We start from the raw sequence: 12,527 nt of genomic DNA on the forward strand, positions 1-12,527 counted from the left end.
ACTCCCACAGTTTTAGCTGTGTGGCTGGCTTGGTTGTGTTTGCTTAATAGCTGGTTTAGCCGTTCGTGGTTCGATCAGGCACTGACAGGCCTACTGATACACCCTGGATGATTTTCGCCGCTTCCGGCGGGATGCGTTCCGGGGTGCAGAACAGTGTGCTGCCTTTCTGGATGTTGACGCTGCGCAACTCGCTAGCCCAGTCGTAGATGTCGTCGAACAGCGTGCGGTGGATGTGTTGCAGGCGGTCGAGGTCGTAGGGCGGTTACGCAGGACGCCGCTACCGGGGTAGCAAGGCTTGATTGTAGCGAAATAAAATCACGTCACATTTTGTATAAAAAGTCCGCAAGGGCTCTAAATTCAGCGTATGTTTCACCGCAAAATCTTGTAGGACGATCCCGTCCACTACTTAAAGGGAGTTAAGCATGGGTTTGCTTCGTGTCGCTTCGGCGATGTCATTGTGTGCAGTGGCTTTTTCGATCCAGGCCGAGCAGTTGCCGATCGAGGTGCTCAGTGCGGTGGTCAAGGACCAGAAAATCGCCGACGCCGAAGTCCTGCTGCAACGTAACGGCGCACAGAACGTGGTGGGCCGCACCAACGCCCAGGGCCAGGTGACCCTCACCAGCGAAGCGGCCGATGATGCCAGCAACCTGTTGATCATCAAGAAGCCCGGCTATTCCAACCTGGTAGTGAAGTGCCCCTGCGCCGGCATGACCTACGCCATCAGCCCGGTGATGGAAAACCTCGACGGCCTGCGTGTGGTGCTGACCTGGGGCAAGACCCCGCGCGACCTCGACTCGCATATGATTTTCCCCGGCAATAACATCTTCTTCCGTAACAAAAAGGGCACCGACGCTGAGTTGGATGTGGACGACACCGACAGCTATGGCCCGGAAACCATTACCCTGCAGAAGAAGCACTACGGCGAAAGCTACGTGTATGCCGTGCATGACTACTCCAACAGTGGTTATCCAAACTCGAACGAGTTGTCCAACAGTGAGGCCAAGGTGTTTGTGTACATGGGGCAATCCCTGGTACGCACCTACTACGTGCCGCAGAACCGCGCGGGCAACCTGTGGACCGTATTCCGCATGACCGGTAGTGGCGACTTCCAGGACATCAACACGTTCACCGGTGTGAGAGTCGGTGCCGAAGACGTACTCAATGAGGTCAAGCCTCTGCTGGACGACAGCGTGGCCGTCACCGCAGTGGCTGTCAGCTCGTCGGTACAAGCGGATGCGAAGAAGCTGAACCTGAAGGGCGAAGCAGCCTACCAGGCAGGTAACCTGGACCAGGCCATCGACCTGTTCCGTCAGGCCATCGACCTGGACAATAGCTTCGGCAAAGCCTACGGCAACCTGGGCCTGGCGTATCAGAAGGCTGGCAACACCGCCGAGTCGATCTGGGCCAACCGCAAGGCCATCGCCCTGGCGAACGGTGCCACTGCCGCGACCGTGCGTGCCGGCGCCTACTACAATATTGCGCGGATCTACGAAGCGGCGGGGCAGTTCGCGGATGCGTTGCGTCACTACCAGTTGGCCAAGGAACAGAAGGCCAATCCGGTGTATGACACGGCGATCGAGCGTGTGCAGAACCGCTGATTTAGCTGTAGTGCCGTTCTAAGGTGTGGGAAGGGGGTTGCTCCCGATGGTGGTAATTCAGTCGGTTAATTTCTGACTGATACACCGCCATCGGGAGCAATCCCCTTCCCACATTTGGTTTGTGATGCTCCTACTTACACAGTCGAACTTGTCATATTTGGCCCAAGGCCATTGCCCCAGCCTGTGTATCATCCTGTCTCTTTTTTCCTTGCGACCTATCTCGATTCGCTGAGCGTCCCAGGCTATGTTTTTGAGCCACCTTCAGCGGTCAATGGAGTGACAGCTTATGCACGACACCCTCCAGCAGGTCTTTGGTTATCCACAATTTCGTTTGGGCCAGGAAGCCGCGGTCAGCGCCGTGCTGGCCGGTCGTTCGGCGGCAGCGATTTTTCCGACCGGGTCGGGCAAGTCCCTGTGTTACCAGCTGTCGGCGGTGTTGCTACCGCACCTGACGCTGGTGGTGTCGCCGTTGCTGGCGCTGATGCAGGACCAGTTGGGTTTCCTGCAACGCCATGGCATCTCGGCCGGCAGTATCGATTCGGCGCAAAGCCGCGATGAGGCCAATGAGGTGATGGCGCGCGCGCGCTCGGGCGAGTTGAAAATCCTGATGATTTCCGTGGAGCGCTTGAAGAACGAGCGCTTTCGCAACTTCCTGCAGAGCGTGCCCATTTCATTGCTGGTGGTGGATGAGGCGCACTGTATTTCCGAATGGGGCCACAACTTCCGTCCGGATTATTTGAAGCTGCCGGACTACCAGCGTCAGTTCAAGATCCCACAAGCGCTGCTGCTGACGGCTACAGCGACGCCCAAGGTGATTGCCGACATGCAGGCCAAGTTCGCCATTGCGCCTGACGACGTGATCACCACGGGCTTCTACCGGCCGAACCTCAACCTGTTGGTAGAACCGGTGAGCGGCGCGGACAAGCGTCGGCGGCTGGTCCAATGGATGAGCGAGCGGCCCGGCCAGCCGAGCATCGTCTACGTCACCTTGCAGAAAACCGCCGAGCAGATCGCCGAGCACCTGAATCGCCATGGCATCCAGGCCGAGGCGTATCACGCCGGCTTGCCCCACGATAAACGCGAGGGCATCCAGCAGCGTTTCATGGGTGGGCGCTCCAATTGCATCGTCGCCACCATCGCGTTTGGCATGGGCATCGACAAGAGCGATATCCGCAACGTGGTGCATTTCGACCTGCCCAAATCCATCGAAAACTACAGCCAGGAAATCGGCCGCGCCGGGCGTGACGGGCAACCCTCGGATTGCCTGGTGCTCGCCAACCGCGACAGCCTCAATGTGCTGGAAAACTTCGTGTACGGCGACACGCCCGAGCAGGAGGGCATTCGCCGTGTGCTGGACGAGTTGCAGGCCGCGCGAGGGGACGGGCAGTGGGAGTTTCTGCTGCGCTCGCTGTCGGACCACAGCAACATCCGTGAGCTGCCCCTCAAGACGCTGCTGGTGCAGTTGGAACTCAAAGGCGTGATTGCGCCGCGCTACGCGTTTTACGCCGAATACCGGTTCAAGTACCTGATCGAGCCCGACGCCTTGTTGGCGCGGTTTTCCGGGGAGCGGCAGGCGTTTGTCGCAGCGATCGTCCAGGTGTGCAAGCGGGCCAAGACCTGGGCGACGGTGGATTTCGACACGCTTTATCAACAGCACCAGGCCGAGCGCAATCGCGTGGTGAAAGCGCTGGATTACTTCCAGGAGCAGGGCCTGATCGAGCTGGAAAGCAAGCAGATGACGGAGGTCTACAGCCTGCTGAAGACCGATTTCGATCCGCAGGTGTTGAGCGCCGAGTTATACACAGGCTTCAAGCAACACGAGGTCACGGAAGTGGCGCGGATTCACGCCATGCTCGACCTGTTCGCCACCGAACACTGCCTGGGCCAGCGCCTGGCCCGCTATTTCGGTGATGAACATGCACCGCAGCGCTGCGGGCATTGTTCGGTGTGCCACGGCCATGTCGCGCATTTGCCGGCGCCGCCGAGCCTGGCGCCGCTTGTGGATAAAAACTTCATGGGGCTGTGCGGTGATTTTATCCACAGGCATCATGAGTACTGCGGCCAACTGCCCGGCGCCGAACGGCTGACGCGGTTCCTGGGCGGTATCAGCGTGCCGCTGTTCACCAAGTTGAAGGCACGCGGCATCCCTGGTTTTGCTGCGCTGGAGGACTACCCCTACGCCGAGGTACGCGAGTGGGCCGAAACCCATTTGAATAACCTGTAAACCCACTTTGACGAGACGCGCCGATGCCTGACTCCATGCCCCAACGCGCCGATTACCGGCACTTCCAGCCGATCATTACGCGCTGGCACGACAATGATGTGTATGGCCATGTGAACAACGTGACCTACTACAGCTTCTTCGACACTGCGGTGAATACCTACCTGATCGAACACGGTGGCTTGGATATTCATGACGGCGAGGTGGTGGGGTTTGTGGTGAGTTCGGCGTGTGATTACTTTGCTTCCGTCGCCTTTCCCGAACGCATCGAAATAGGCCTGCGGGTCGGCAAGTTGGGCAACAGTTCGGTGCAGTATGAGTTGGCGGTGTTCAAGGCAGGCGAGGAGGACGCCTGTGCGGCGGGGCGCTTCGTGCATGTGTTCGTGGATCGGGGGACGAACCAGCCGGTGACGATTCCGGGGATGTTGCGCGAGGCGTTGCAGCGGTTGGTGGCCTGACTGTGGGAGGGGGCTTGCCCCCGATAGCGGTGTATCAGCCAGCACATGGGTGACTGAAACTCGGCTATCGGGAGCAAGCTCCCTCCCACAGTGTTTCTTCAGTGTTCTTTAGATCTGATCAATCACGGTAGTGATGCTTGTTCTTGCGATGGCCATAGGCATGGCCACGGCCAGGGTGATCATCCCGGTAGTAGCGACGGTCGTCACGGCCACGGTAACGACGGTCGTCGTCATCGCTCTTGTTGCCCATGTAGTTGCCCAGCGCGCCGCCCGCGCCGCCGCCGGCGGCTGCGCCGATCAGGCTGCCGGTGGTGCCGCCCATGCTGCGGCCTACCACGTTGCCGCCCGCTGCGCCCAGGGCGCCGCCAATGGCTGCTTCGCCGCGGCTGCGCTTGTCAGCGCCGACCGCACTGCCGCCCGCGCCGCCCAGGGCTGCACCGATGGCTGAACCGGTATTACCGCCGACCTGCTGGCCGACAACCGAACCGAGTACCCCGCCCAATGCGCCGCCTACACCGGCTTCGGTGGTGCCACCGGCCATGGCTGCGCCACTGACCAGGCCAAGGGACAACAAGAGAATCGAGGAGAACTTCATAGAGAGACCTCAAGAGGATGACGGCGCGATCCTGAGGCTGTGTCGACATTGTGACAATAGAAATCCGACCAGTAACACGACTTGTACACAATTCTCTAACTTACTGTTTTAGCTAGGGAACTTAAGTAATTTTGGCGGGTCTGTAATTACTTCGGAACGGCCGCTTTTATGCAAAAGCGGCCTTTTTTGTGCCCGGGATTTACGCCGAGCGCGCCATGATCAGGCCATTGTCGCTCGCCGCTTCCAGGCGGATCGCCACAAATTTCGACGTCGGCGTATGGCTGCCATCCCCGGTGCTTTCCAAGGGCACCAGCGGGTTCACTTCCGGGTAGTAAGCCGCTGCCTGCCCCGCCGGAATATCGAACGCGAGCAAGGTGAAGCCTTTTACGCGGCGCTCACGGCCGTCTTCCCACAGCGACACGATGTCGGCCTTTTGCCCCGGCTTGAAGCCCAGGCGGATGATGTCGGCTTCGTTGACGAACAACACGTCGCGTTGACCTTTGACCCCGCGATAGCGGTCGTCCAGGCCATAAATGGTGGTGTTGTACTGATCGTGGGAGCGCATCGACTGCATGATCAGGTCCGGCACGTGCCCGGTGGCGTGGGTGCGTTCGTGGATCAGGTCCTTGGGCAGGACGTTCGGGCGGAAGTTGGCGCGGCCCGAAGGCGTGTTCCAGCGACGTACCCCGGCGGCGTTGCCCAGGTAGAAACCGCCCGGGTTTTTGATCCGCTCGTTGAAGTCCTTGAAGCCTGGGATGGTGTCGGCGATCAGCTCGCGAATACGTCCGTAGTCGGCCACCAGCCAGTTCCAGTCCACCGGTTGGCTGCCCAGGGTGGCGGCGGCGATGCCGGCGAGAATGGCCGGCTCGGATTTCATCAGGCTCGACAGCGGTTGCAGCTGGCCGTTGGAGCCGTGGACCATGCTGAACGAGTCTTCCACCGTCACCGCCTGCGGGCCTTCGGCCTGGATGTCGATGTCGGTGCGGCCCAGGCACGGTAGGATCAGCGCGTCTTTGCCGTGCATCAGGTGGCTGCGGTTGAGCTTGGTGCTGATCTGCACGGTCAGGTCGCAATTGCGCAGGGCTTCGAAGGTGCGCGGGCTGTCCGGGGTGGCTTGGGCGAAGTTGCCGCCCAGGCCGATAAATACTTTGGCGCGGCCTTCCAGCATGGCGTGGATCGCCTCGACCACGTTGTGCCCGTTGGTGCGCGGCACCTGGAACTGGAAGCGCCGCTCCAGGGCGTCGAGGAACGCCACCGGCGGCCGTTCGTTGATGCCCATGGTGCGGTCGCCCTGCACGTTACTGTGGCCGCGCACCGGGCACAGGCCGGCGCCCGGGCGGCCGATATTGCCGCGCAGCAGCATCAGGTTGGCGATTTCCTGGATGGTCGGCACCGAGTGACGATGCTGGGTGATGCCCATCGCCCAACACATGATCACGTTCTTGCCTTTGGCGTACATGCGCGCCGCTTGCTCGATTTCTACCAGAGGCAGGCCGGACTGCGCGACGATTTCTTCCCAGGAGGTGTCATCGATCTGGCCGAGGTAATCGAGCACGTGGGTGGTGTGTTCGTTGAGGAAGTCGTGGTCGAACACCGCTGCCTTGCCTTCGGCCTGGGCCTGGCGCTCCCACAACAGCAGGAACTTGGCCATGCCGCGCAGGATGGCCATGTCGCCCCCCAGCGCTGGGCGGAAGTACGCGGTGTTGGTCGGCTTGTCGCCGTTGGTGAGCATTTCCAGCGGGTGTTGTGGGTGCTGGAAGCGTTCCAGGCCGCGCTCTTTCAGCGGGTTGATGCACACCACCTGAGCGCCGCGTTTCACCGCTTCGCGCAGCGGTTCGAGCATGCGCGGGTGGTTGGTGCCGGGGTTCTGGCCCCAGACGAAAATCGCGTCGGCGTGTTCGAAGTCGTCAAAGGTCACGGTGCCTTTGCCGACGCCGACACTTTGCGCCAGGGCCACGCCACTGGCTTCGTGGCACATGTTCGAGCAATCCGGGAAGTTGTTGGTGCCGTAGGCGCGCACGAACAACTGGTACAGGTACGCCGCTTCGTTGCTGGCGCGGCCCGACGTGTAGAACTCGGCCATGTCCGGGCTCGGCAGGGCGTTGAGGTGCTGGCCGATCAGCTCGAACGCCGCCTCCCAACTGATGGGCTGGTAACGGTCGGTCTGTGCGTCGTAGCGCATCGGCTCGGTCAGGCGGCCCTGGTATTCCAGCCAATAGTCACTTTGCTCCAGCAACGCGGTGACGCTGTGCTTGGCGAAGAACGCGGCATCGACGCGGCGTTTGGTGGCTTCCCAGTTGACTGCCTTGGCACCGTTTTCGCAGAACTTGACCATGCCGCTTTCCGGCGAGTCGCCCCAGGCGCAGCCCGGGCAGTCGAAGCCGCCGTTCTGGTTGGTCTTGAGCATCATGCGCAGGTTTTTCAGCGCGTTGTCGCTGGTCAGCCATGCCTGCGCCACGCTGATCAGCGCGCCCCAGCCGCCCGCCGCACCCTTGTAAGGCTTGTAGCGCGGGGTTGGGGTTTGGTCGGCTTGGTGGTGATTGCTCATGGCTGTTTCTCCATCGCAGGGCTGTAGACCCGCGGCGCACTTTTCTGCGGCAGGTGGATGAGATTGAGGTTGTGCCGGCGTGCCCATTGCAGGGCCAGGCCGGTGGGCGACGACAGGCTGACCAGGGTCTGGATGCCCGCGCGCAGGACTTTCTGGATCAACTCAAGGCTGCAACGGCTGGTGACAATGGCCAGGCCGCCTTCGCTTGGAATCCGTTGGCGGATCAGCGCGCCGATCAATTTATCGAGGGCGTTGTGTCGGCCGATGTCTTCGCGGCCCAGCAGCAGTTCGCCCTGGTTGTTCATGAACACCGCCGCATGCACCGCGCCGCTGTGCTGGCCCAGAGGCTGGAACGCGCTGATGCGCTGGCGCAGGCCGTCGAGCCACTCGGCCGGCGGCAGGGGCGCGCCGGGCAGTACCTCAAGGTCCGGCAGGGCGTGTTCCAGCGCTTCCACGCCGCACAACCCGCAACCGCTGGTACCGGCCAGTTGGCGGCGCTGCTGCTTGAGGTTCCAGAACGCGCGGCTGGAAATCTGCACCTGAGCGTACTGGGCAGAGCCCGTGCCGCTGAGTTTCAGGTCATAAATGTCGCTAACGTCGGCGATAATGCCGCTGCCGATACTGAAGCCTACAATGAAGTCTTCCAGGTCCGTCGGCGTCACCAGCATCACGGCCTGGCTGATGTCGTTATAGGCAATCGCCAACGCCACTTCTTCCGCCAACGCGGTGCTGGCGACTTCCGTGTGTTCGAGCGTGCAAAACTGGTAGCTCTGGCTGGCGGCGGGCGCGGGCGTTTGAACAGCGGGCGCCGCGCAGACTGGGCGCTTGGCGTTCATGAGGCAGTACCGACGGCGGATGGGTCAGTGTTTAGACTAGGCGCGACAAAGCGTCGCGTCTAATTGCCAGTACTGATCTACCGATAGATGACGTCGATCAAGACTCGGTTTGCGATTTCTGAAACAGCGCGAAACACGCTTCCGCCAACGCAGAGCGCGGGGCGCTGCGGCGCATGATCAGCCCCAGGCGCGCCAGGGTGTGGGCGTCTTCGATCGGTTGCAGGCGCAGATGCTCGGTCAGCGCGTCCAGGCCGCCGTCCAAGGGCATCACCGCACAGCACAGCCCGCCGTGGACCGCTTGTAACAACTGATGGACCGCGTCGGTCTGCAACAACGGTTGCGGGTGCAGGCCCCGGCTATGGAAGTTGTGATCGATGGACTGCCGGAAGTGCATGCCGCTGGTGAGCATGCCCAGCGGCAGTTCGATCAGGGCTTCCCAGCTCAGGGGCTTTTCGCCGAAGCTGAAATAGCGTTGGTCGTACAGCAGGCCCATGCGGGTTTCGCCGAGGGCCAGGGAGTCGAAGCGCTCGTTGTCCAGGCGGTCGAGGTAGGACACGCCGAGGTCCAGGCGATTGCTCGCCAATTGTTCGAGGATCTGTTCAGAGCTGAGGGCCGACAGCTCAAAGCGCAGACTTGGGTGTTCTGTGTGCAGTTGTTGCATCAGCGCCAACGGATCGAAACTCGACAGCGGCACCACGCCCAGGCGCAACGTCCCCACCAGGTTGCCGCGACAGGCTGCGGCTTCGGCCAGCAGGCCGTCATACGCCGCCAGCACCGTGCGCGCCCAGGCCAGCACGCGCTCACCCGGGGCGGTGAAGCCTTCGAAGCGCTGGCCACGGTTGACCAGTGGCAGATCGAGTTCTTCTTCGAGGCTGCGCAGGCGCATCGACAGGGTCGGCTGGGTGATATGGCAACGCGCGGCCGCCTGGCCGAAGTGGCGCGTCTCGTCGAGGGCGATGAGGAATTTCAGTTGCTTGATGTCCATCTTCGCTCCAGGGCTTATTCCAATGGCGGGGGGATTCTAGCGTGTTTGGGTCTTTAGGCGGCTGGGAACCCAGATCTGTTGGGCTGGTCTAGTCTTTGGCATCTGGAACTCAAACCCAAGGAGAGAGCAGCATGAGTATTTTTAGCTTTGTTAAGGAAGCCGGCGAAAAGTTGATCGACCTGTTGACGCCGGGTAATGCGAACGCCAGCGAGCAGTTGAAAGAGCATGTGGCCAAGGTCGGTCTGGGTAATCCGAACGTACAGACCACGGTTGACGGCGACAAGGTGACCGTGACCGGCGAAGTTGCCAGCCAGGAAGAGAAAGAGAAGATCCTGCTGGCGCTGGGCAATATTGCCGGGGTCGCGAGTGTGGATGACCAGATCAAGGTCACCGACCCCGCACCGATTGTGGCGGCGCGTTTTGTCGTGGTGAAAAAGGGCGACACCCTCAGCGCGATTTCCCTGGCGGTGTACGGCAACGCCAATCTGTACAACAAGATCTTTGAGGCCAACAAGCCGATGTTGTCGCATCCGGACAAGATCTACCCGGGGCAGACGCTGCGCATTCCCGAGTAGTACACGCGGTAAACCTGTGTGGGGGCTTGCTCCCACATGGGTTCAGAGTCCGACAATGAGATCCCGGTAGTCCTCGACTGCCGCAAATTCCCCGGTGTCCTTTGGCCCTTTTTTGCTGTCCGGCTCTTTCACCGCCAGCAAATGCCCCACGCCGAAGTCCCTGGCGCTGCGCAGGATCGGCAAGGTGTCGTCGATGAACAGGCTGCGCGCCGGGTCGAAGTCGATATCGGCCTGCAGGGCGTCCCAGAACTGTGGGTTTTCCTTGGCGAAACCGTAGTCGTGGGAACTGATCATCCGCTCGAAATACGGCGCCAGCTCGATGCGTTCCATCTTCAATGACAGTGAATCACGGTGCGCGTTGGTGATCAGGATCACGCGCTTGCCGGCCTGTCGGATCGCCGCCAGAAACGTATCGGCATCCGCACGCAGGGCGATCAGGTGGGCGGTTTCCTGCTTGAGTTCGCGCACCGGGATTTTCAGCTCGGTACTCCAGAAATCCAGGCAATACCATTGCAACTGGCCGGCGTTACGCTCGAACAGAGGCTGCAACTCCATCTCGGCCATGGCACGGCTTACCCCATGCAGCTCGGCGTAGCGTTGGGGCAGGTGCTCCATCCAGAAGTGGTTGTCGTAATGCAGGTCGAGCAGGGTGCCGTCCATGTCCAGCAGGACGGTGTCGATGGCGTGCCAGGGCAAAGAGGGCATGGGGCGTTCTCACGTAAGTAAAGATATCCGACACAGACAATCGGAAAAGCCACGGTATAGTAACCCGATCACCCCAAGGAGCCGCTTATGCGCCAGAAACCCACCGTCCTCTCCCGCGAAATAGTCGCCAGTAGCCGTTTGTTCCGCGTGGAAGCAGTGCAATTGCGCTTTTCCAACGGCGTAGAACGGACCTACGAGCGCCTGGTGGGGCGCGGTGCCGGCTACGGCGCGGTGATGATCGTGGCGATGATCGACGCCGAGCATGCGTTGCTGGTGGAGGAATACTGCGGCGGGACCGACGAATACGAGCTTTCGTTGCCCAAGGGTTTGATCGAGCCGGGCGAGGATGTGCTGGCGGCGGCGGACCGTGAACTCAAGGAAGAAGCCGGCTATGGCGCACGCCAGTTGGAGCACCTCACCGAGCTTTCGCTGTCGCCTGGCTACATGAGCCAGAAAATCCAGGTGGTACTGGCCACCGATCTGTATGAAGAACGCCTGGAAGGCGATGAACCCGAGCCGATGCGTGTAGACCGGGTCAACCTGCGCGAGCTGGCGCAACTGGCGCAAAACGAGCAGTTCAGCGAAGGCCGTGCCCTGGCCGCGCTGTACCTGGTACGAGACCTGTTGACCCAGCGTGGAGTGTTCAGCGCATGAGCGAATTGTTTTTAGGCCACCCATTCATTGCCCCGGTGATCGAGCTGGCGCGCCAGGCCGGTGAAGTCATCATGCCGTTCTGGCGCGCCAATGTGGCCGTGACGTCCAAGTCCGATAATTCACCCGTGACGGCGGCCGACCTTGCCGCTCATCATCTGATTCTCGCCGGCCTTACCGCGCTGGACCCGAGCATCCCGGTGCTTTCTGAAGAAGACGCCGATATCGACCAGAGCGTGCGTGCCGGCTGGCAGCGCTGGTGGTTGGTGGACCCGTTGGATGGCACCAAGGAATTCATTTCCGGCAGCGATGAATTCACTGTCAACGTCGCGTTGATCGAACAGGGCCGCGTGGTGTTTGGCGTGGTGTCGATGCCCACCAGCGGCCGTTGCTACTTTGGCGGCGCGGGCCTGGGGGCGTGGCGCTCCGATGTGAACGAAGCGCCCAGGCCGATCCAGGTGCGCCTGGCCCCGGCCGCCGGCGAGGCGTTTACCGTGGTTGCCAGCCGCCGACACAGCAGCCCTGAGCAGGAGCGTTTGCTCCAGGGCTTGAGCGAAGGCTTGGGTGAGTTGAAGCTGGCGAATATCGGCAGCTCGTTGAAGTTTTGCCTGTTGGCCGAAGGCAGTGCCGATTGCTACCCGCGCCTGGCGCCGACCTCCCAGTGGGATACCGCCGCAGCCCAGGGCGTGCTCGAAGGTGCGGGCGGCGAAGTGCTGGAGTTGAGCGGCGAGCCGTTCAGCTATCCGGCGCGGGAATCGTTGCTGAACCCGTTCTTCCTGGCGCTGCCGGCCAAAGCCGCGTGGCGCGAACGCCTGCTCACCCTGGCCCGCGCTTAAGGCCTCAGCAGATCAAAATGTAGGGGGGGCTTGCTCCCACTTTGTTTTGTGGCGCGGCGGCTAGCGGTGCAGGACGTACTGGCCGCTGAAAACCACTGCGCGCTCGTCACTGCCGTCATTCACAATCCACGTTTCCAGGGTCAACCGCGCGCGGCCATAGCGCTTGTACGTCGCCACAAAGCGCCTCCACACGTTCTCCTCCGGCGCCTGGCAGATCACGGTCGCGTCTCGTGTGACCGGCAGCGGGTAACTGATCTGCCCTTCCTGGATCACGATATGCCCGTCTTCGAGAATGCCTTCTTCACGCAACTGCAAGTGCAGCCAACCCCAACCCGCCAAGACCGCGCCGCAATACAGGCTGCCGCCGAACATGGTGCTCTTGTGGTTGATATTGGCTTGCAGGGGCAAGTGCAGTTGCAATTGGCCGTGTTGCCAGTCGAGCACCTTGAGGCCCATTTCCCGGGTGAGGGGGATGTCGTGGTGGAGGATAGATTCCAGGTAACGGCTGTCGCGGCTCAT

12 protein-coding genes and 1 pseudogene are annotated in these 12,527 nt (G+C 61.4%); 6 read left to right on the forward strand and 7 right to left on the reverse strand.

Annotation, left to right across the window (positions count from 1 at the left end):
* Positions 1 to 103: 103 nt before the first annotated feature.
* Positions 104 to 262: pseudogene (locus tag JN756_RS01285) on the reverse strand (Fic family protein); the annotation flags it as partial.
* A gap of 160 nt (positions 263 to 422) precedes the next feature.
* Between JN756_RS01285 and JN756_RS01290 the strand changes: the two are divergent.
* From JN756_RS01290 to JN756_RS01300, 3 genes are all read left to right on the forward strand, one after another.
* The gene (locus tag JN756_RS01290; protein WP_017848566.1) at positions 423 to 1,598 is read left to right on the forward strand and encodes a tetratricopeptide repeat protein; all 1,176 of its coding nucleotides are present in this window, start codon (positions 423 to 425) and stop codon (positions 1,596 to 1,598) included.
* Positions 1,599 to 1,884: 286 nt separating this feature from the next.
* Positions 1,885 to 3,822 carry a RecQ family ATP-dependent DNA helicase gene (locus JN756_RS01295; RefSeq protein ID WP_201021719.1) on the forward strand — a complete coding sequence of 646 codons (1,938 nt, stop codon included), beginning with the start codon at positions 1,885 to 1,887 and terminating at the stop codon, positions 3,820 to 3,822.
* 23 nt (positions 3,823 to 3,845) lie between these two features.
* Positions 3,846 to 4,277, forward strand: coding sequence for an acyl-CoA thioesterase (locus JN756_RS01300; protein WP_102617764.1), 432 nt, complete (start codon positions 3,846 to 3,848; stop codon positions 4,275 to 4,277).
* A 118-nt stretch (positions 4,278 to 4,395) separates the two neighbouring features.
* On the opposite strand, the gene JN756_RS01305 is transcribed toward JN756_RS01300, so the two are convergent.
* The 4 genes from JN756_RS01305 to JN756_RS01320 form a co-directional block, all read right to left on the reverse strand.
* Positions 4,396 to 4,872: a glycine zipper domain-containing protein gene (locus JN756_RS01305; RefSeq protein ID WP_057005769.1), complete on the reverse strand. Its 477-nt coding sequence runs from the start codon at positions 4,870 to 4,872 to the stop codon at positions 4,396 to 4,398.
* Positions 4,873 to 5,071: 199 nt separating this feature from the next.
* Entirely contained in the window at positions 5,072 to 7,420 is a 2,349-nt protein-coding gene (locus JN756_RS01310; protein ID WP_201021720.1) for an FdhF/YdeP family oxidoreductase, read from the reverse strand.
* On the reverse strand, positions 7,417 to 8,256 hold the full coding sequence (gene fdhD / locus JN756_RS01315; protein ID WP_046385046.1) for a formate dehydrogenase accessory sulfurtransferase FdhD: 840 nt from the start codon (positions 8,254 to 8,256) through the stop codon (positions 7,417 to 7,419). Before fdhD ends, JN756_RS01310 begins: the two co-directional genes overlap by 4 nt.
* Positions 8,257 to 8,353: 97 nt before the next feature.
* Complete coding sequence (locus JN756_RS01320; protein ID WP_017848560.1) at positions 8,354 to 9,241, reverse strand: LysR family transcriptional regulator; 888 nt, start codon at positions 9,239 to 9,241, stop codon at positions 8,354 to 8,356.
* 131 nt (positions 9,242 to 9,372) lie between these two features.
* On the opposite strand from JN756_RS01320, the gene lysM reads away from it, so the two are divergent.
* Positions 9,373 to 9,816: a peptidoglycan-binding protein LysM gene (lysM, locus tag JN756_RS01325; RefSeq protein ID WP_046385045.1), complete on the forward strand. Its 444-nt coding sequence runs from the start codon at positions 9,373 to 9,375 to the stop codon at positions 9,814 to 9,816.
* A 42-nt stretch (positions 9,817 to 9,858) separates the two neighbouring features.
* Here the strand turns inward: lysM and yrfG are convergent, their stop codons facing one another.
* The gene (gene yrfG, locus JN756_RS01330) at positions 9,859 to 10,521 is read right to left on the reverse strand and encodes a GMP/IMP nucleotidase (RefSeq protein WP_046385044.1); all 663 of its coding nucleotides are present in this window, start codon (positions 10,519 to 10,521) and stop codon (positions 9,859 to 9,861) included.
* Between the two features lie 87 nt (positions 10,522 to 10,608).
* Between yrfG and nudE the strand changes: the two genes are divergently transcribed.
* Together nudE and cysQ are read left to right on the forward strand one after the other, a co-directional pair.
* Entirely contained in the window at positions 10,609 to 11,175 is a 567-nt protein-coding gene (gene nudE / locus JN756_RS01335) for an ADP compounds hydrolase NudE (RefSeq protein WP_017848557.1), read from the forward strand.
* Positions 11,172 to 12,008 carry a 3'(2'),5'-bisphosphate nucleotidase CysQ gene (cysQ, locus tag JN756_RS01340; RefSeq protein WP_046385043.1) on the forward strand — a complete coding sequence of 279 codons (837 nt, stop codon included), beginning with the start codon at positions 11,172 to 11,174 and terminating at the stop codon, positions 12,006 to 12,008. The genes nudE and cysQ overlap by 4 nt, the downstream gene beginning before the upstream one ends.
* 60 nt (positions 12,009 to 12,068) lie before the next feature.
* Here the strand turns inward: cysQ and JN756_RS01345 are convergent, their stop codons facing one another.
* Positions 12,069 to 12,527: a YiiD C-terminal domain-containing protein gene (locus JN756_RS01345; RefSeq protein WP_169881829.1), complete on the reverse strand. Its 459-nt coding sequence runs from the start codon at positions 12,525 to 12,527 to the stop codon at positions 12,069 to 12,071.

The organism is Pseudomonas sp. Y39-6 (genome assembly GCF_023651955.1).
Taxonomy (GTDB): Bacteria; Pseudomonadota; Gammaproteobacteria; order Pseudomonadales; family Pseudomonadaceae; genus Aquipseudomonas; species Aquipseudomonas veronii.